The 18,347-nt window shown below is 69.5% G+C and carries 21 protein-coding genes and 1 tRNA gene; 10 read left to right on the top strand and 12 right to left on the bottom strand.

What is annotated here, in order from left to right:
* Window positions 1–25: 25 nt before the first annotated feature.
* Genes BKA14_RS30900 through BKA14_RS30885 form a run of 4 tightly spaced genes read right to left on the bottom strand, consistent with a single transcriptional unit; the run spans window position 26 to window position 3,843 of the window.
* Window positions 26–676, bottom strand: coding sequence for an aminodeoxychorismate/anthranilate synthase component II (locus BKA14_RS30900; RefSeq protein ID WP_184954308.1), 651 nt, complete (start codon window positions 674–676; stop codon window positions 26–28).
* 1 nt (window position 677) lies between these two features.
* Window positions 678–983, bottom strand: a complete 306-nt coding sequence (locus tag BKA14_RS30895) for a hypothetical protein (RefSeq protein ID WP_184954307.1) — start codon at window positions 981–983, stop codon at window positions 678–680.
* 5 nt (window positions 984–988) lie between these two features.
* Complete coding sequence (locus BKA14_RS44435; protein WP_239093119.1) at window positions 989–3,031, bottom strand: class E sortase; 2,043 nt, start codon at window positions 3,029–3,031, stop codon at window positions 989–991.
* Complete coding sequence (locus tag BKA14_RS30885; RefSeq protein ID WP_184954306.1) at window positions 3,031–3,843, bottom strand: DUF881 domain-containing protein; 813 nt, start codon at window positions 3,841–3,843, stop codon at window positions 3,031–3,033. The genes BKA14_RS44435 and BKA14_RS30885 overlap by 1 nt, the downstream gene beginning before the upstream one ends.
* A gap of 179 nt (window positions 3,844–4,022) precedes the next feature.
* Between BKA14_RS30885 and BKA14_RS30880 the strand changes: the two genes are divergently transcribed.
* Both BKA14_RS30880 and BKA14_RS30875 read left to right on the top strand, forming a co-directional pair.
* Complete coding sequence (locus tag BKA14_RS30880) at window positions 4,023–4,286, top strand: cell division protein CrgA (RefSeq protein WP_184954305.1); 264 nt, start codon at window positions 4,023–4,025, stop codon at window positions 4,284–4,286.
* A gap of 197 nt (window positions 4,287–4,483) precedes the next feature.
* Window positions 4,484–6,616, top strand: a complete 2,133-nt coding sequence (locus BKA14_RS30875; protein ID WP_184954304.1) for a (Fe-S)-binding protein — start codon at window positions 4,484–4,486, stop codon at window positions 6,614–6,616.
* A gap of 2 nt (window positions 6,617–6,618) precedes the next feature.
* Here BKA14_RS30875 and BKA14_RS30870 read toward each other — a convergent pair whose 3' ends face one another.
* Entirely contained in the window at window positions 6,619–7,287 is a 669-nt protein-coding gene (locus tag BKA14_RS30870) for a GOLPH3/VPS74 family protein (protein WP_184954303.1), read from the bottom strand.
* Window positions 7,288–7,387: 100 nt separating this feature from the next.
* On the opposite strand from BKA14_RS30870, the gene BKA14_RS30865 reads away from it, so the two are divergent.
* The 4 genes from BKA14_RS30865 (at window position 7,388) to BKA14_RS30850 (ending at window position 11,365) form a co-directional block, all read left to right on the top strand.
* Complete coding sequence (locus tag BKA14_RS30865; protein ID WP_184954302.1) at window positions 7,388–8,722, top strand: hemolysin family protein; 1,335 nt, start codon at window positions 7,388–7,390, stop codon at window positions 8,720–8,722.
* Window positions 8,715–9,770, top strand: coding sequence for a hemolysin family protein (locus tag BKA14_RS30860; RefSeq protein ID WP_184954301.1), 1,056 nt, complete (start codon window positions 8,715–8,717; stop codon window positions 9,768–9,770). The genes BKA14_RS30865 and BKA14_RS30860 overlap by 8 nt, the downstream gene beginning before the upstream one ends.
* Before the next feature lie 74 nt (window positions 9,771–9,844).
* A complete protein-coding gene (locus tag BKA14_RS30855; RefSeq protein WP_184954300.1) occupies window positions 9,845–10,747 on the top strand; it encodes a LamG-like jellyroll fold domain-containing protein in 903 nt (300 codons plus the stop codon).
* A gap of 339 nt (window positions 10,748–11,086) precedes the next feature.
* Window positions 11,087–11,365, top strand: coding sequence for a site-specific integrase (locus tag BKA14_RS30850; RefSeq protein ID WP_239093117.1), 279 nt, complete (start codon window positions 11,087–11,089; stop codon window positions 11,363–11,365).
* A 371-nt stretch (window positions 11,366–11,736) separates the two neighbouring features.
* Here the strand turns inward: BKA14_RS30850 and BKA14_RS30845 are convergent.
* Together BKA14_RS30845 and BKA14_RS30840 are read right to left on the bottom strand one after the other, a co-directional pair.
* Window positions 11,737–11,810: transfer RNA gene (locus tag BKA14_RS30845), tRNA-Gly, on the bottom strand.
* 52 nt (window positions 11,811–11,862) lie between these two features.
* Window positions 11,863–12,363, bottom strand: a complete 501-nt coding sequence (locus tag BKA14_RS30840) for a pyridoxamine 5'-phosphate oxidase family protein (protein ID WP_184954299.1) — start codon at window positions 12,361–12,363, stop codon at window positions 11,863–11,865.
* Between the two features lie 75 nt (window positions 12,364–12,438).
* Between BKA14_RS30840 and dcd the strand changes: the two genes are divergently transcribed.
* Complete coding sequence (gene dcd / locus BKA14_RS30835; protein WP_184954298.1) at window positions 12,439–13,017, top strand: dCTP deaminase; 579 nt, start codon at window positions 12,439–12,441, stop codon at window positions 13,015–13,017.
* Window positions 13,018–13,161: 144 nt separating this feature from the next.
* On the opposite strand, the gene BKA14_RS30830 is transcribed toward dcd, so the two are convergent.
* Window positions 13,162–13,305, bottom strand: coding sequence for a hypothetical protein (locus BKA14_RS30830; RefSeq protein WP_184954297.1), 144 nt, complete (start codon window positions 13,303–13,305; stop codon window positions 13,162–13,164).
* 11 nt (window positions 13,306–13,316) lie between these two features.
* Window positions 13,317–13,970, bottom strand: coding sequence for an HAD family hydrolase (locus tag BKA14_RS30825; RefSeq protein WP_239093116.1), 654 nt, complete (start codon window positions 13,968–13,970; stop codon window positions 13,317–13,319).
* 182 nt (window positions 13,971–14,152) lie between these two features.
* Here BKA14_RS30825 and BKA14_RS30820 point away from each other — a divergent pair, with 182 nt between their 5' ends.
* A complete protein-coding gene (locus tag BKA14_RS30820) occupies window positions 14,153–14,620 on the top strand; it encodes a YcxB family protein (protein ID WP_184954296.1) in 468 nt (155 codons plus the stop codon).
* A gap of 42 nt (window positions 14,621–14,662) precedes the next feature.
* On the opposite strand, the gene BKA14_RS30815 is transcribed toward BKA14_RS30820, so the two are convergent.
* Window positions 14,663–15,406, bottom strand: a complete 744-nt coding sequence (locus tag BKA14_RS30815) for a hypothetical protein (RefSeq protein ID WP_184954295.1) — start codon at window positions 15,404–15,406, stop codon at window positions 14,663–14,665.
* 216 nt (window positions 15,407–15,622) lie between these two features.
* Here BKA14_RS30815 and BKA14_RS30810 point away from each other — a divergent pair, with 216 nt between their 5' ends.
* Window positions 15,623–16,111, top strand: a complete 489-nt coding sequence (locus tag BKA14_RS30810) for a hypothetical protein (RefSeq protein ID WP_184954294.1) — start codon at window positions 15,623–15,625, stop codon at window positions 16,109–16,111.
* Window positions 16,112–16,288: 177 nt separating this feature from the next.
* On the opposite strand, the gene BKA14_RS30805 is transcribed toward BKA14_RS30810, so the two are convergent.
* A complete protein-coding gene (locus BKA14_RS30805) occupies window positions 16,289–17,173 on the bottom strand; it encodes a hypothetical protein (RefSeq protein WP_184954293.1) in 885 nt (294 codons plus the stop codon).
* A 276-nt stretch (window positions 17,174–17,449) separates the two neighbouring features.
* On the opposite strand from BKA14_RS30805, the gene BKA14_RS30800 reads away from it, so the two are divergent.
* Window positions 17,450–17,725, top strand: a complete 276-nt coding sequence (locus tag BKA14_RS30800) for a YciI family protein (RefSeq protein ID WP_184954292.1) — start codon at window positions 17,450–17,452, stop codon at window positions 17,723–17,725.
* Here the strand turns inward: BKA14_RS30800 and BKA14_RS30795 are convergent.
* Window positions 17,710–18,261, bottom strand: a complete 552-nt coding sequence (locus BKA14_RS30795) for a phosphoribosyltransferase (protein WP_184954291.1) — start codon at window positions 18,259–18,261, stop codon at window positions 17,710–17,712. The two genes, BKA14_RS30800 and BKA14_RS30795, sit on opposite strands and share 16 nt — an antisense overlap.
* Window positions 18,262–18,347 lie beyond the last annotated feature (86 nt).

Genomic DNA, 18,347 nt, shown 5'->3' with positions numbered 1-18,347 from the left:
CATCGGGAAGCGGCCGTTTTTTGGCTCAGGCGGTGGCGAACGCCGCGCGGCGCCGGGTCTCGACCTCGGCTGCCAGCGGGGGAGCCTTCTCGAGCGCGGACGGCAGGCCGCAGGAGGCGAGCCAGTTGGCCAGCATCGTGTGCCCGCCCTCGGTGAGCACCGACTCGGGGTGGAACTGCACGCCCTCGATCGGCAGCTCGCGGTGGCGCATGGCCATGACCACCCCCGACTCCGTACGACCGGTGACCTCGAGCTCGGCCGGCAGCGTCTCGGGCACGACGGCGAGCGAGTGGTAGCGCGTGGCCGTGAACGGCTCGGGCAGCCCGGCCAGCACCCCCGTACCGCCGTGGTGCACCTCGGAGGTCTTGCCGTGCAGCAGTTCGGGTGCGCGGGTCACGGTGGCCCCGAACGCGGCCCCGATCGCCTGATGGCCCAGGCAGACCCCGAACATGGGGACCTTCCCGGCGTACGCCTTGATCACGTCCATGGTGATGCCGGCGCGCTCGGGCGTCCCGGGCCCGGGTGACAGCAGAATGCCCGCCGCGCCGAACGAGCCGACGTCGGCCACCGAGATCTCGTCGTTGCGCCGCACCTCGCACTCGGCGCCGAGCTGCCCCAGATATTGCACCAGGTTGAAGACGAAGGAGTCGTAGTTGTCGAGGACCAGGATGCGCACGTCAATCACCGGGAATCTGGGCGGCGTCGGAGGGGTGGGGCTGGTTCGACTCGGTGTCGTACGGAATGTCGTCCGGACCCTCGTGGTCGGGGCTGTCCGTGCTGGTCACGTCGGCGTTGCCCCCGCCGTCGGGGCCCTGCTGCTCGGTGCCCGTGCCGACCTGCACGTCGTCGAACGGCAGCAGCGGCGTGGCCCACGGGAACACCACGTACCAGAGCAGGGCGGTCGTGGCGGCGATCATGCCGAGCGACCCGATGAGCTTGCCCCAGACACCGCCGGGGAGCTTGCGCCAGATCCAGCCGTACATCGGCGTCAGGCCCCCTTGATCTCGGCCGGCATGCCGGCGTTGGGCTGGGCCTGGTCACGCTTGGACGTCGAGACCAGCTCGGCGTGGATGATGAGCCGCTCGTAGTTGTTGTACTTCGGGTTGCAGGTCGTCAGCGTGAGCAGCGACTGGGTCGGCCGGGCCCGGGGCTTGCCGGGCACGGGCGCCACCACCTCGACGGCGCTCGGCTTCACGACCTGCTGCTGGTAGACCTTGTAGACGTACCAGTTGGTGCGGGTCTCGACGCCGATCACGTCGCCGTCCTTGAGCTCGTCGAGCCGCCAGAAGATCTTCTTGATGCGGTGACCGGCCACCGAGAAGTTGCCGACCTGGCCCGGCTTGGCCGAGTCGGGGTAGTGGCCCGGCGCGTATCGGATGTCGTCGGGCTGCACGCCGTCGACGACCACCCACTCCTTGTCGAGTTTCGGGATGTAGAGCCGGCCGACCAGGTTGGATCCGGGGGCGGCGGGCGCCTTGGCGGCGGTCGACGCGCTCGGGCCCACGGTCGGGTCGTTCCACACCTCGTCGAGCTCGGTGTCGAGGGCGTTCTGCTCGTCCTGCACCTTGGCCGAGTTGCCGAACACCTCGTAGCCCGCGAACAGCAGGACGATCAGACCAAAGGTGATCATCAACTCGCCCGAGACGCGGATGGCGCCGCGAATGCGCGAGCCCAGGCTGGGCCGGGTCATCTCGGAGTAGACGCTCTTGTAACCCTCGCCGGTCTGCTCCGGTCGTAGCTTGACGACCTTCTCGCCCCGCCTGGGTGCTTCGGCCACGGCCTCTTCCTCCGCCGGGGGCCTCGGACCGCCCGGACCCGGCGGGGCGACCGAGGCGGCGCCCAGCACGGCGTCGGGCTCGGCTTTCGCCTTCGCGGCCTGCGCGGCGACGCCCGGGACCGCGGAGAGGAGCGCGGTGGGTGCCTTGATGGGGGAGGGCTGCTCGTCGGGCCGCGGCACGGCCGGGAGCAGCCCGGTCGGCGCGTCCGACGTACGGATGACGGCGGTCTCGCCCGGGTCGCCCGGCGGGGCGGGCTCGTGGCGCGGGGTGGAGCCGGGACTGACCGGGACACTGGAGCGCACCTGGCCGCCGGGGCTCACCGCGCCGGCTGGGTGAGCGCCGGTGGTGGCGGGCGGGCGGAAGGCCTGCGGCGGGCCGGCGGGCTCGGGGCGGGGCTCGAAGAAGCCGTTCCCTCCCGCACGCCCGTCGCGAGCGACCGGCTCGCCGTAGGCGCCGCTGTTGTAGAGACTGCTCGGCGCCTCGTACGAGGGGCCGTCGGGGCGGCGGCCGTAGGGCTCGGCCGAAGTGAAGGCCTGCTCGCCGCCGCTGTAATGGCCGTTGAGGGGTTGGCCGGGGGTGCCGGGTGCCTCCGGGCCCGCAGACGGCGTACGGGCGTTCTGAGCGGCTCGGAACGGCGGGGCCTGCGCGGAGGCGCCGAACGACTCGGTGTACTGCGGGCCGTTGACCGGGACGCCGTGCTCGTAGGTCCAGCCCGGGGCGCGGCCGGGAAGGGGCGCGGAGGGCGGCCCGGGCGTGCCGGTGGGCGGCGGTGGCACGACCGGGGCCGGTGGCGCGGGTGGCCGCGGCGCGGACTGCTGCTGAGCGGCGGGCTGGTAGGCGGCCTGGTGACGGGTCGCTTGCGGCTGGGGCGGCTGCTGCTGGGCGGCCGGCTGATGGGTGGCCGGCCGGGGCTCGGTCGTGGTGAAGAACTCGAAATCCTGGCGGCCGGGCGGTGCCGAGGCGGGCCGCACGGCGCGCGCGGCCGCGCCGAGGGAGCCGCCGGCGGCGATCCGCTGCTGCACCTCCTCGTCGGTGCGCAGCACAGCGGTCTCGGCGGCCGAGGGGGACGGTGGTGGCAGCGAAGGCGGGGCCGAGCGCGGGGCCGCGCCCAGGCCGATCGGCGGGGCCAGCGGACCCCCGGGCACACCGTCGGGCGACGCGTCGCTGATGCGCGGGATGAACGCCGTCTGGGCGTCGGTGTCGGGGGCGCGATGCCGTCCCGACCCACTGCCCGCGGACGTGTTGTCAGCCATTACCCGGCAACCCGCGCGGATCGGAGGTCACTCGACCCGTCGTACGCCCGCACTGTCACGTTCCTCTCGACGGTTTCCGTATAGCCGAGGCCGAAGTCAGCGACCGCATCCCGGAATTGCTGGACCCCTTCCGCGGACTCCAACGCGCGACGCATCCCTGTGGGTTCGCCGATTGCGGTGATCGTGAACGGCGGCGAGAAAACTTGGCCGTGAAGCAGCAGCGTGTTGCCGACACAGCGTACAGCGCTGGTGGAGATCACGCGGACATCCATGATCGACATTGCCTCGGCCCCACCGGCCCACATCGCGTTGACGACGGCCTGCACATCGCCCTGGTGCACCACGAGGTCGTCGTTGTCGGGGGCGTTGGCCGCCACGAAGTCGTTGCTGCGGCGCGAGGAGTCGTCGAGGGTCACCGTCAGCCCGGGCCCCTGCAGGGCGGTGAAGCCCGCGGGCGCGCGCAGCCCCTCGGTGGTCCGGCGGGCCGCTCCGACCGGGGCGTCGACCTCGGCCAGCCGGGCGGTGTCCTGGTCGACTTCGGCCCGCAGCTTGGCCGCCACCTGCTCGCGCGCGTCGAGGCGTACGCGCTTGTCGGCGATCAGCTGGGTCAGCTGGGGACGGCGGTCGTCGCGCAACGCCGTGCCGTCCGCGATCGTGGCCGAGGTGGTGAAGAGCAGGCCCGCAGCGAGGGCGATCAATGGGACACCGGCCGACCAGCCCCCCATGCGCAGGCTGGGACGATGCGGCCGCAGACCCCGCCACGCGCGGCGCAGGACAAGCCGCCACGAGGGTGTGCCGGTGGTGTATTCCACGTCCTCGTATCCCCTCGAAATATCCGCGTCGGACATTTTCCTCGCCCGGCGGGTGCCTGTCTGCCCGTCGCCTTGACTACGCTAGCTGTCGAACATTAATCGCCACGGGCAGCATTCGGGGTCTCCGGAGCCGCTCAGCGGTGGGGTTGTTCACCACTTGTTGCCCTCAGGAGAGCACCGTGCCGAAGTCTCAGGTCCGAAAGAAGAAGGTCTACACACCGCCGACGGACATTCGTCCCGCGGCGGCTGCAGCCTCCAAGAAGCCGAGCCCGATGTGGCTGCCGATCAGTGCCGTGGCGCTGATCGTGATCGGCATCGCCTGGCTGGTCGTGTACTACCTGTCGTCCCAGCAGTACCCGGTGGAGTCGCTGCGGTATTGGAACCTGGCGATCGGCTTCGGGTGCATGGTCGCCTCGCTGGGCATCCTGTCGCGCTGGCGTTAGCCGGCTGACGTAACGCCGTTGAGCCCGCTCACGCGCGGGTAGTGTGGCTTTTGTCTGAATAAAGCGCACCCCGCGCCGGCTGGCCGGGGTGCGCTTTGCGCCTGCGGCCGCCCCACTTGACCCGGTGGCGTGCGGCCGTCTATTACTCGTGGGTAACATGGGCGCGGCGGACCGCCGACCGAGGAGGCACAACGCTGATGGACATCGCGCAGATAGTCGCCACCGTGCTGGCCGGCGCCGTCACCGTCGTCGCGGTCGTGCTTGCGGTCCGCGCCGTCCTGACCATCACCGCGGTGATCCGGCAGGGCCAGCCCGACCCGGCGCGCTTCGCCGACAAACCCACCCGTACGAAGACCATGCTGGTCGAGACGCTGGGCCACACCCGGATGCTCAAGTGGAGCGCGATCGGCGCCGCCCACTGGCTCGTGATGGTCTCCTTCATGATCCTGTTCCTGCTGGTCGTGGAGGCCTACTTCGAGGTCGTCGACCCCGAGGGCGGGCTCCCGATCGTCGGGCACTGGGTCGTCTACGGCTTCGTCACCGAGTGGATCGGCATCCTCGGCCTGGCCGGCATCCTCTACCTGATCTTCGTGCGGCAGCGGAACATCAGGCAGAAGCGCAGCCGCTTCCTGGGCTCCACGATGTGGCAGGCGTATTTCGTCGAGGCGGTCATCCTCGGCGTGCTGGCCTGCGGCTTCCTGATCCGCGGGTTCAAGGTCGCCAACGACACGTTCGAGTACCCGGCGTGGGCCACCCCGCTGTCGCACGGCGTCGGCAACCTGCTGCCCGCGGCCGAGGACGGGCCGACCTGGGTCGCGCTGGTCAAGCTGTGCATCTCCATGGGCTGGCTGATCACCATCGCGCTCAACCCGACCATGGGTGTGGCCTGGCACCGCTTCCTGGCCTTCTTCAACATCTTCTTCAAGCGCGCGCCCGAGAAGCCGGCCGGTTCCGGGCTGGGCGCGCTGCGGCCGATGATGAGCCAGGGCAAGCCGCTCGACTTCGAGGAGGCCGACCCCGAGAAAGACCAGTTCGGCGTGGCCCAGGTCGAGCAGTTCACCTGGAAGGGCCTGCTCGACTTCTCCACCTGCACCGAGTGCGGACGGTGCCAGTCGCAGTGCCCGGCCTGGAACACCGCCAAGCCGCTGTCGCCCAAACTCCTCGTGCTCAGTCTGCGCGATCACGCGTACGCGAAAGCTCCTTATCTTCTGGCGGGCGGCGGCAAGGACCTGACCGGTGAGGAGAAGGCGACCGAGGCCCAGCTGGCCCACATGGACGTGCTGGCGCTGGCCGAGGGCAACCGGCCGCTGATCGGCACCGAGGACGAGCAGGGCGTGATCGACCCCGACGTGCTCTGGTCGTGCACCACCTGCGGGGCGTGCGTCGAGCAGTGCCCGGTCGACATCGAGCACGTCGACCACATCGTCGACATGCGCCGCTACCAGGTGCTGATCGAGTCGTCGTTCCCCAGCGAAGCCGGCGTGATGCTGCGCAACCTGGAGAACAAGGGCAACCCGTGGGGCGCGCCGCAGAACACCCGCGAGGACTGGACCAAGGGCCTCGACTTCGAGGTGCCGCGGGTCGGCGAGACCGAGGACTTCGACTATCTGTTCTGGGTCGGTTGCGCCGGCGCGTTCGAGGACAGGGCCAAGAAGACCACCCGCGCGGTGGCGAAGCTGCTGCACGAGGCCGGTGTCAACTATGCGATTCTCGGCGAGGGCGAGACCTGTACGGGTGACCCGGCGCGGCGGATCGGCAACGAGTTCGTCTTCCAGATGCTGGCCCAGCAGAACGTCGAGACCCTGCAGGAAGCCGGCGTCAAGCGGATCGTGGCCACCTGCCCGCACTGCTTCAACACGCTCGGCAACGAATACGAGCAGCTCGGCCTGAAGGTCGAGGTCGTGCACCACACGCAGCTGCTGGCCCACCTCGTCAAGGAGGGCAAGCTGACCCCGGTGCAGCCGGTCGACGGCGGCGTCACCTACCACGACCCCTGCTACCTGGGCCGGCACAACCGGGTCTTCGACGCCCCGCGCGAGGTCCTCGGCTCGGCGGTCGGCGAGCTGACCGAGATGCCGCGCAACTCCGAACGGTCCTTCTGCTGCGGCGCCGGCGGTGCCCGCATGTGGATGGAGGAGAAGATCGGCAAGCGGATCAACGTCGAACGCACCGAGGAGGCCCTGGCCACCGGCGCGAAGACGATCGCCGTGGGCTGCCCGTTCTGCTACACGATGATCGGCGACGGGGTCACCGGCCAGGGCGAGCAGGAGAACGTCGAGGTCGTGGACGTCGCGACGGTGCTGCTGCGCTCGCTCAAGCAGGAGGTCTAGGCCTACGAGGGTGTGCCGGCGGTGGCCGCGGTGGTCGAGGCGACGATGGCCACCAGCACTGCCGCCTGGATCTCGTCGATGGCCCGCTTCACGGCCTCGGCCGCCCAGGCTCCCTCGCTGATCTCGAGCAGCCGCGCCCTGGCCACCTTCTGGTCGAGGTCACCGAACACCCTCTGGTCGAGGTCGGTGGCCGCGACCAGGGCGCAGAGCGCACCCGTACGGGGTTCGACCGGGCCGGAGCCGAGCACGGCCCGCCGCATCCGCTCGCGCGCCGCCGTCTCCTGCGCGGGCTCGACGTCGTGAGCGGCCGGATACTTCGTCCGGGGGAAAACCCACAGCACCTTGTCCTTCTCGGTACGCAGAATGCCGTCGGCCACCAGCTTGTCGAGCACCTGAGGGCGGGTGTCCTGGGCGAACTTCGACACCCAGTGGCCGGGCTTGCGCGGTTTGTCCTCGGCCACGATCTTCATCAGGGCCGCGTCCACCAGCGGGTCCCCGGTCGGGGTGATGTCGAGCGCGACCACCTTCTTGTCGACGACGTCGACCCGGCCGGCCAGCGCCAGTTCGAGCAGCAGCCCGCCGCCCAGACCGTGGTCCAGGTGGGTGCCGTCGGTCAGCGGGGTGCCGTCGTCGTCGTACGCCAGCAGCGTGAACTCCTCGACCAGGTTCATGCCCTGACGATTTCCAGTTCCGGGCCGTGCCAATCCTCACGCCGGGCGGGCACGCCGGGTTAGCCCCGGTCCGGCACAATGAGGTCGAGGTGAACCGATCATGGACGGCCTGCTCCTGACCGCGGTGCTCCCGTTGGCGGCGTTTGCCCTGCTCACGGTGGGCAACGCGTTCTTCGTGGCAGCCGAGTTCGGGTTGGTCACCGTCGATCGGGCCGAGATCGCGGCCCGCGCCACCACAGGAGATCGCCGGGCCCGCACAGTCCAGCACGCCCTGCACGAGCTCTCGTTCCAGCTCTCCGGCACCCAACTCGGCATCACGCTGACCGCGCTGCTCACCGGCTACCTGGCCGAGCCCGCGCTCTCCAAGCTGTTCGACCCGATCGTCGAGCCCGTCGCGGGCGACGCCACCGAGGGTGTCACGCACGCGCTCGCCCTGGTCGTGGCCACGCTCATCTCGATGCTGTTCGGCGAACTGGTGCCCAAGAACGCGGCACTGGCCCGCCCGATGCGCGCCGCGCTGCTGACCGCGGCCCCGCTGCGGACCTTCTCGAAGCTCTTCAAATGGCTGATCGGCGGTCTCAACGGGTCGGCGAACTGGCTGGTCCGCCGGATCGGCATCGAACCGCAGGAGGAACTGGCCAGCGCCCGCTCGCCCGAGGAGCTGGGGCTGCTCGCCGCGATCAGCGCCGACGCCGGTGCGCTGCCCGTCGAGACCGCCACGCTGCTGCGCCGCACGATCCGTTTCGGCGAGAAACGCGCGGCCGAGGCCATGACCCCGCGGGTCGACGTGGCCGGGCTCAAGACCACGGCCAGTGTGGCCGAGCTGATCGCCGTCGCCCGCGAGACCGGGCACACCCGCTTCCCCGTCTACGAAAACACGATCGACCTGGTCATCGGGGTGGTCGGGGTGCCCGACGCGCTCGGCGTGCCACCCGAACGCCGGGGCGCCACCCAGGTCGCGACGATCGCCAAGGAACCCGTCTACGTCCCCGAGAGCCTCCCCCTCGACAAGGTGCTGGCGGCGCTGCGGGAGGCGAACGCCGACCTGGCCATCGTGGTCGACGAGTACGGCGGCACCGACGGGGTCGTCACGGCCGAGGACCTGATCGAGGAGCTGGTCGGGGAGATCGCCGACGAGTACGACGTCGAGCCCGCCGAGACCTCGACACAGGAACTCACGGCGCCCGACGGCGAGAAGTCGTACGTGGTCGACGGTCTGCTCCGCGAGGACGAGCTGATGGAGCAGACCGGATTCGCGCTGCCCGAGGGGCCGTACGAGACGCTTGCGGGTTTCCTGCTCTCCCGGCTGGGCCACATTCCGGTCGTGGGTGAGTCCTACGAGTCGCAGGGGTGGGAGTTCACCGTGATGGGGGTCGACCGGCACCGCATCGAACAGGTGCGAGTGTCCGCCCCGCCGGAGCCCGACGATGACTGAGCTCCTGGTCACCTTCGTGCTGCTGATCGGCAACGGGCTGTTCGTGGGCGGCGAGTTCGCGCTGATCGCTTCCCGGCGTACGGCCCTGGAACCGCTCGCCGCCACCAACCGGCGCGCCCAGTGGGCCCTCTCCGCGATGAGCCAGATCCCGCTCATGATCGCCGGCGCCCAGCTGGGCATCACGATCTGCTCGCTCGGCCTGGGCGCGCTGGCCGAACCGGCGCTGGCCCACTTCCTGGAAGGCCCGTTCCACACGATCGGGCTGCCCGAAAACGCGATCCACCCGGTCGCGTTCGTGCTGGCCCTGGGCGTGGTCGTGTTCCTGCACACGGTGATCGGCGAGATGGTCCCCAAGAACATCACGCTGGCCGGACCGGAACGGGCCGCGCTCATCCTCGGGCCGTTCATGCTGGCCTTCTGCACGGCCACGAAGCCGCTGCTCAACGCGATGCGCTGGGCCGCCCGGGTGGTGCTCAAGATCTGGTCGATCGAGTCGACGGATTCGGTCAAGACGGTGTTCACGGCCGAGGAGCTGGCCGGCATGGTCACGCAGGCGCGCAGCGAAGGCCTGCTGGGCACGGAACAGTACGCGCGCATCCGTGCGGCGCTCGAACTGCACGGGCGTACGGCGGCCGACACCCTGCGACCCTGGTCGAGCGTCACCACGATCGCCGACGACGTGTCACCGGCCACGGTCGAGGCGGTGGCCACCCGTACGGGCCGGTCGCGGTTCCCCGTGGTGCAGCGCGAAACCCGCCGCGTGCTCGGGTTCGTGCACGTCAAAGACATTCTCGGGTACGCCGCCGAGCGGCGCACGAGGCCGATCCCGCCCGAGATCATCCGGCCCCTGGCGGTGGTGGCGCCCGACCGCACCCTGGCCGACCTGCTGCTGACCATGCGGCGCGACCGGCTGCACATCGTGCTGGTCAGCGACGGACGGCGACCGCTCGGCGTGATCACATTGGACGACGTGGTGCACGCCGTGGTGGGCGAGCCCGGCCACCCGATCCTGCCCACTGCGACAGGGCAGCCTCGGGCGGTCGGCTGACCGCGTACGGGTTGTTCTGGTCCTCATGGCGGCCCGGATTCGATTGTCCGCCGACCATTTCGGACAATAAGCGTATGTCTCGCAAACGGTGGTGGCTGGCTCTGGCGGGTTTGCTGGTCCTGGTCGGCGCGGTCGCGCACGCCCAGCGGCCGTCACCCGGGCCGGCCTTCGCAGTGGTCAAGCCGCCCGACTCCGCGCCGGACGACTCCGCGGTCGGCGGCCCCTCCGGCAAATTGGACAAGTCGGGTGGCGTACGGGCTCTGGCCGGGTTGCTTCCCGTGCAGGAGCCGGTGGAGCAAAAGTCCTCCCAGCCCCCCGGGCAGATCGAAATCGCGCGGGGGCCGGTAAGTGTGCGCTACGACTTCGACGGGGGCGTCGGGCAGCCGATCACCGACGACCGGGGCCGGCACGAACTGCGCCCGCTCGGCCAGAACGGGGGCGCGCTCCGCCTCGTACAGCAAGGATCGGGTCTGGCCGTCTCCTACCCCAACCGCTGCCGCCTGGCCCGCGAACGCGACTGCCCCCGCGCCATCCTCGAAGGCGTCCGCGACGACTCGCTCAACCCCGGCACCCGCAAACTCCGGTACGGCGCCTCCGTCCGCATGACCTACGCCGACCTCGCCGACGGGGCCAACGTCGTGCAGAAGGGATACTCGGTCGGCGGCATCAGCCAGTACAAACTGCAGGTCGACCACCGCCTCGGCCACCCCAGCTGTGTCGTGGCCGGCGAGGGCCGGATCTACCGGGCCGAACCCACCATCGACGTGGCCGACGGGCAGTGGCATTCGCTGGCGTGCACCCGCCACCGCGACAAGCTGACCCTCGAGGTCGACGGCCAGGAAGCCGCCTCGACCACCGTGCCCCCCGACTTGTCGATCGCCAACGCCGAGCCCCTCCGCGTAGGCGGCAAAGGCACCAGCAAAAGCAACGACCAGTTCGCCGGCGAAATCGACGACGTCTTCATCAAAATCAACTGAATCGCCCAGGAGCGCGCTGCAGCCGGGCACCGTCCACGTACGTCAGGCATTCGTCGAACAGCGCGGCCTCGGCCCGCAGTAGTCACGGGCCGAGCGCGCGTCGTTACCCCCTCGGCCGTGATGTCGGCTGTCGCCGCCCACATGCAGGACAGTGCCGTGGCGTTTGTCTGCACCGGCGAGAACGGCCGAACCGGGGTGACGCGGCGCCTTCAGCCAGGTCCGAGACGATCGCGGCCGTCGAGCACATGGGCGCGTACGTCGGCAAGGCCGCCGAGGCGTTCGTTTTCACCGGTGAAAGCGGGCGAACCTGTGGCGCGGCAATTTCAACAAGCTGGTCAAGTGGCAGCGATCGGCGCGACCGGGCTGCACTTCCACGACCTGCGGCACACCGGCAACTCCCTCGCCTCACGGGCACCGGGCGCGAGCCTGCGGGACATCATGGCGCGGATGGGCCACGACAGCCCGCACGCAGCGTTGATCTACCAGAACCCCAACCGGGAGGCGGACCACGGGATTGCCGCCGCGATGGACAGGGCAGTAACGGCGGCCCGACGTAAGCCGACGAAGCGAAAGCCGAAAGATGTCACCCCAAGGGATGACACAAGACAGGAGAAATAGAGGCTCGAAGGTACTGTCGCGGCCGACGATGGGAGGGCAGCGTGCCCGACGAGGCCCAAATCCGAGAGGCACAGGCACTCAGACTGCGGTTTCTGAACGCGATTTGGGATCGGGAGCACTGCAGGCCGAGCTAGAGAAGGCCGAGCCGGAAGCTGGGAAGGTCCGCCGGATCGGAAAGTACGTCGTACGGATCCTTGGCACGGCGGGTGGGAGCCTGGCTTCCAGCGGGCTGGTTGAGGCAGGTAACGCGCTGTTCTTCAACTAGCCGCCAGGCGACCTAAGGGCCCGCTAATGGCCCATCACTGTTTCAGCATGACCTAGAACGACGGAAGCCCTGGCGGACCATCGGTCCTGACCAGGGCTTCCGTCTGTGGAGCGGGTGACGGGAATCGAACCCGCACTGTCAGCTTGGGAAGCTGATGTTCTGCCATTGAACTACACCCGCGGCGGGCCCCACTGTACCTGATTGTGGCCGCCCGAAGAGCACTCACCCGGCACTAACTCACCGCCGCCAGCGGGCGGGGTAACTCTGCGCGCCACGTGCGGGTCATCGGGGTCACGATCGGTAGCGCGGCCAGGGGTAGGGCGCCGGCTGGGCCGTGGGTGCGCAGGGTGGCGCTTTCGATCGTCAGCTCGAACAGGCGCCAGTCGACGTCCGGTGACGCGTGCAGGGCCCGGGAGAGGTCGGCGATCACCCGCGGGTCGTGGACGCGGACGGCCCGGCCGGTCAGGAAGGCCTCGTCGTCGTTCTCTTCCGGGGGAAACGAGTGCAGCGCGTAGCGGCCGTCGCGTTCCAGGTCGCGCCGTTTGGGTGAGTCGATGATGAAGCAGTAGAGGCCGGCGTCGGTGATCACCGGTGAGACGGGGTGAACCCGTGGACCGCCATCGGCACGCACGGTGGCCAGGTAGGCCAGGCCAGGACCGTACTGCTGGAGGAGCGCGCGGATGCCCGCCGCGAGGGTGGGCTCGGCGGCGGTGAGATCGGACCAGGAAGCCATGACGTGATTCTATCGAACATACGTTCGACACGCCCACCAAAACACGCCGAACGGGCAGGTAGGTATGGTGTCCCGATGCTGCTCTCCGACCGTGACCTGGTCTCCGAGATCAAGTCCGGTGATCTGTCTCTGGAGCCCTTCGAGCCGGCGCTGCTGCAACCGTCCAGCATCGACGTGCGGCTGGACCGATTCTTCCGGGTGTTCAACAACCACCTCTACACCCACATCGACCCGGCCGAACAGCAGGACGACCTCACCGCCGAGGTCGAGGTCACCGACGGTGAGGCCTTCGTTCTTCACCCGGGCGAGTTCGTTCTCGCCTCCACCCTCGAGGTCATCACTCTCGGCGACCAGCTCGCCGGCCGGCTCGAGGGCAAGAGCAGCCTGGGCCGCCTCGGCCTGCTGACCCATTCCACGGCGGGCTTCATCGACCCCGGCTTCAGTGGTCACGTCACGCTGGAGCTGTCCAACGTGGCCAACCTGCCGATCAAGCTCTGGCCGGGCATGAAAATCGGCCAGCTCTGCATCTTCCGCCTGTCGAGCCCGGCCGAGCACCCGTACGGTTCGGCCGTCTACGGCTCGCGTTACCAGGGCCAACGCGGTCCGACGCCGAGCCGCTCGGCGCAAAACTTCCGGCTCTGGCCGACCAGCTAAGAGGTCAAGATCTTCAGGTCCCGGCGGGGTGGTGGGTGCTGGCCGTCGCTCCCGCGGGGACCCGGGCGGGCTTCGCCGGCCGCCGGCGCGTCCAGAACGCGAAACCCACCCGGGCGACCTGCGGGAATGGTGACGCTCAACGGGTTACAGCGTCGGGGGTTTGTTCACGTCGCCGGACCGCTTGCGGCGGCTCTGCGCCCAGGCGAAAGCGATCGCCGCGACGATGCCCGCGACCGCGATGAAACAGCTGATCAGGATCAGTAAGTGCCAAGGTTTGATCGCGCCCATAGCGCCTCACCCTAGATCAAAGCTGCCACGACCTCGCTCATCGAGGTGATCACCGCGTCGGCGTGGGTGAAGGCGCCGATCTTCCAGGGCTTGTTCGCGTAGCCGATCACAGCGACCCCGGCCGCGCGGGCAGCCTCGATGTCGGTCAGCGAATCCCCGATCAAGGTGCAACGGCTCGGCGTGCTCCCCACAGCTTCGATGGCGTCGAGCACTGGACCCGGGTCGGGCTTCATGCGCCGGGGATCGGCCCGGGGGCGGCCGACGACAGCGTCGACGTAGCCGGTCAGTCCCTGCCGGGCCAGGTAGAGCTCGATCGCCGCGGCAGAGTTGTTGCTGACCACCGCCACCGGGACGCCCTTGGCCCGAGCCGCCGCGAGCACCTCACGTGCGTACGGCGTGGGTCTGGCTCTTCCGGCCGCGACCAGTTCCGCGGCGATCAAGGCCTCCTCAACGGCAGCCGTCAGCGCCGGGGAACCGTGCTCGTCGGCCCACCGGAGCACCGCCAGCGGATCATCCATGCCGGGCGGATCGGCGAGGGGCGTCACCACACGAACAAGGTCGGCGGCCACCAGGGGCGCGGGCAAGCCGGCGAACATGGCGCAGATCGGGCCGTCGAAATCCAGCAGCAGGGGCCCGGCACCGACCACCTCATCGAGCTGCTGCACCGAACCGCCCCCACCCGGCTGCACACTGACCGCCGACGAACAAGCTCGTCCGTGACCGGGTACTCATGGGCGGACGCGGCCCGAACCTACCGGAACAATCCTCATGCCCGGCCGTCCGTGGAGGCGTTGGTCGGCCGTGCGGACGATGGCCCGTACGGGAGCCGGAAACTTACTTTTTAGTCGTGTTATTGCAGATCACCGCACACAGGGACCCCCACCTGGCCGCGGCGGCCGCGCGGCATGAGACGCGGCGGCCGGTGATGCTGGCCCGGATCGGCGGCTGGGCGTTGCTCGGGCTGGCCGTCCTGATCCAGTGGACCGGCCACGGCCTCAACTACACACTGCTGCTGGCGGGCGTCGTGCTCGCCGTGGTCGTGCCGATGTTCCTGGTCAACCAGGGCGCTCGACGTGCCCGCGACGGCGGCCCGGCGACGTACGAGATCAGCGACGGCGGTGTGACCACCTCGACCGCGGAGAGCCGGCACGCGTACGCCTGGAACGCTTTTCGGCATGTCGACTTCCTGGCCGGCCAGCTGGTGTTCAACCTCGGCGGTTCCCGCTCGATCCGGGTGCCCACGCGAGGGCTCAGCCCGCAGCAGATCAACGAGGTGCTGAACACGGCGGTTGCGAACGGCGTCCCGGTCCGCTGAGCCGGCGGGAGCGGCCGCCCACGCAGCCGCTCCCGACTGCGGTCAGCGCAGCCAGCCGGGCCACCAGAGGCCCGTACGGAATCCGGTCGACCACTGGTGCTCGGAGCAGGACTGCTTGGTGGCGAACCGCTGCTCGTCCAGGATCGCCGTCGTGCCCGGGTTGTAAGTGCCCAGCCCGAAACCGACGCCCGTGACCGTCATCCGCGGGTTGTCCGCCACGATCTGCGCGAACGTCTTGGTCGCGGGACCGCCGGCGCTCTTGGGCAGACCGTTGATCGTCGTCGACGACGTCCACAGCTTGCCCTGCAGCACGTTCCACTCGGTGCGGATCTGGCGCTGCGGATTCCCGGCGCCGAGGTCCATGAGGTAGTAGTACGGCTCGAAGATCAGGGTGCCTTCGCCGGCCGGCGTCTTCACGAAGAGGTGGTACGCGGGCAGCGCCGCGTCGTTGACGCCCGCCCCGGCCTGGTCGAGCTTGACCGTCTCGTACGAGACCTCCTCGACGGTGCTCGCGAGCACCGGCCGGATGTTCTCACGCCACGAAACCTTGTCCTCGTTCTTGCCCGCCGCGGTCGCCAGCTTGATGCCGTCGGTGCCCACGGTGGCCGTTGCCGTGCCGACCTTCGTGACGCCGTTGGTGTTGCTGTGCTTGACGATCGTGCAGGGCCGGTGCGACGAGGCGCTGGCCGGCTGCGCGCTCACCACGGTGACCGACAGGGCAGCCAGCACACCGGCAGCCACAGCCGCCACCGGCCGCCGAGTGAAGCGGGGGATGTTATGGGTCATATGTCCATTCTAGGCGTTCCGGGCACTTGATCGTTTTTGCAAGCCCTCGTACGGGTTACTTCATGCAGGAGCACCGTGGGCCAGACCCTGCTAATGATGACCGCCTGCCGGCCGAGCACTCGGCGTGCGGGGCCAGAGTCGGGCGCCGGGAGCAACTGTCGCGTCGGGCCTTTACTCCCCGCGTCTGAGCCTTGGTTGACCCGGAGAATGGCCCGGGTGGCGACCATCCGGTGGGCTGACGTGGAAGAGTGGTTCGATCCCTCGCAGAACGGCAGCGCCCCCGATGTGGTGGTGCCTGATACGGCGATCGCGGACTGGGAGGCGCTGCTGGCGCTCATCCGGTCTGAGGGCTGGCGGTGTGAGTACGCGCTCGGCGAGGAGCGGCGGCCGCTGCCTCCATCGGCCGCTGAGCTGTTTGAGCCGGACCCGGAGGGCAGGGGTCGGAGTTTGTGGGTGTGGCCGGACCCCGGCCTGGAATGGATCGTCCGGTTGTGGACTCCCGACGAAGTCGTGAGCGATGTCAGCCTGCACGAGATTCAGGGACAGAAGAAGTTGGACGCCTTCTGCCGCTTCCTGTGCACACTCGGCGCGGCCCTCGGGAAGTCCGTCCTCATGTACGCCGAGGGAAGTCATGACTATCCGCCGATGATGGCGTACCAGGTGGCCGATGATCGGGTGGTCTTCCTCGCCGGCTCGTGGCGCTGACGAAGCCGGACGCCGTGCCATCGGCATGCCATCACGAGGGGCGCCTCAAGGCGCGGGATCGGGCGGTGCCGGTAAATCGTCGCCGCTCGCGTGAAGGCGTGACCCATCCGGGCCGTTGAATCAGCGAGGCCGGACCCGGCCCGGGGAAACGAGCGTGTTGCCGGTGCGGCACTGGGCTCAATGCCTGTCAGCTTGGGCGACCTCGGCGATGTCGTCCAGCATGACGGAATACCAGTTGTTCCTGGCGATGGCGTGCAAGACGGAACCCCGGCCGGTGTAGCGCACGCGTTGTGCCTCGGTCCCGTCCGGGAGGACGATCCGGCATTGCCGACCGGCCGGCTCGACACCCTGGCCGCCTGGTCGCAGCGGCGTCACCAGGTCGTACTCGGGACCCCAGCCGCCGATCAGCGCGCCTTGGGCGTTTCGCATGAGGAGGCTGTGCGCCGAGCGGTGGGGCGCGGGGCCCAGGTCTCTCGGGACGTTGCCGGTGATGGAAATCAGGTGAAAGTCGGTGTACGGGCAGCAGTACGCACTCTCCCCGGCGACGTTGAGCGCGTAGCAGTCGAATACGGCGGGGAGTGCATCGTCGGCCGGGTAGAGCCAGTCCGGGACGAGTTCGTGCGTGAAGCGGACAAGGCCGTGAGCCTGAGGGCCGCTCCCGCCCATCGCCTCGTCGAAGTATCCGATCCACAGATCGCCCGAGGGCGTCGTCAGGATTTCTTCGATGGCGTCGCCCAGGTAGCCGGCGCGGACGAGGTGGCCCTCACTGGTCCAGATCTGCGCGTTCGGTGAGGCGCCCGCTCGGCCTCGGGCGGCCGCGAGGAGGAACTGCCCGCCCGGCAGCGGCTGAACGAATGACACCTTTAGTTCCGTTTCGACCGTGGCGGAGGTGACGATGCCGGTGCCGCCGGCATGGGCTGTCACCTGCTTCCGGTCGGGCTGTCGGCGATGCGGCCACACGGCGAAGGCCGTCCCGTCCGGCCCCACGCCGACCGCTTCCGGCTCGGGCTGCCACTCGCGGCGGTCCGTCGGTGTGAGGAAACCGTGGTGCTTGAGCGCCACGACGGGAAGTCTCAGCACCTCCAGCCGTCGTGTGAGGCTGTCTCGATCGCGTTCTGCGCGCGTCCTGGTCATCACCGTGCATCATCCGGCACACGCCCTATGTGGGTGAGCCCGATGAGAGGGCGCTGCTCGGATGACCACGTGTGGTCAGGGTCGGGCTGGCGGTTGGATCGATGTCCCGCCGCGGACGGCGGTGCGTATGGGCGAGCAGCCGCCGGCCGGTCCGGCATGCGGGTCGCCGGGGCGCGACGACCGTACTATCGGGGTGTGTATTTGATGATCTCCAAGTACCTGGTGCCGCTGGCGGAAGTGGATGCCGTGCGGGAGGCGCATCTGGCCTTTCTGGAAGGGCTGGAAGCGCAGAACCTCGTGGTGACGGCCGGTCGGCAGGACCCGCCCGTCGGTGGGGTCGTGGTGCTCGACGTCGACGACGAGGCGAGGGCCCGCGAGATCATCAGTCAGGACCCGTACGTGGTCCGGGGTGTGGCCGAATACAGCGCGACCGGGTGGGTTCCGACGCGCGGGGCGCTGAAGGACTATCCGAAGGTTTGATCGGGGTCGATGTCGGCCGCGGTGAGCAGGCCGCGCAGGGTGAGTTCGTCGGCCAGCGGGGGTGGGCACTCGTTGACGATCACCGCGGTGCCGACGTAGCTGTTGCCGAACAGTGAGCGCAGGGCGCGAGCTTGGGCCCCGGTGGCGGCCCAGTCGTCGACGACCAGCACGCGGTCGTCGGGGGTGATCAGCTGGCGGCGTACGCCTAGTTCTTGTTTTTTGCCTCTGTGGTCGGAGGGGACCTCGGCCCAGATCATCGGCTCGGCGATGGGGAGTCTTGCGCCGGCTCGGTAGGCCTCGACGAAGCCGGCTCCCAGGGCGCGGGCGACCAGGGGGCCGACGAGGAAGCCGGTGACTTCGGGGGAGACCACGACGGTGGGTCGAGCCGCGCGGAAGAGGTCGGCCAGGGCGTCGCCCACGCCGGCCAGGATCGTGGGGGAGCGCCACCAACCCGAGCGGTCGCTCACCAGGTAGCCCTGGCCGGGGTCGGTCCAGCGGAACTCGGCCCTGAGGTGATCACGCAGATCGGTCGTCACGCGGACATCCTGTCACCGCGTGGGGGTGTCATTGGGCCGCGCGGTCAGAACCCGCTCAGACTACGGGTCAAGTTAGTGCAGTCGGG

Source organism: Paractinoplanes abujensis, assembly GCF_014204895.1.
Classification (GTDB): Bacteria; Actinomycetota; Actinomycetes; order Mycobacteriales; family Micromonosporaceae; genus Actinoplanes; species Actinoplanes abujensis.
Note: the sequence above shows the minus strand (reverse complement) of the source record. Positions and strands in the feature narration are given on the sequence as shown.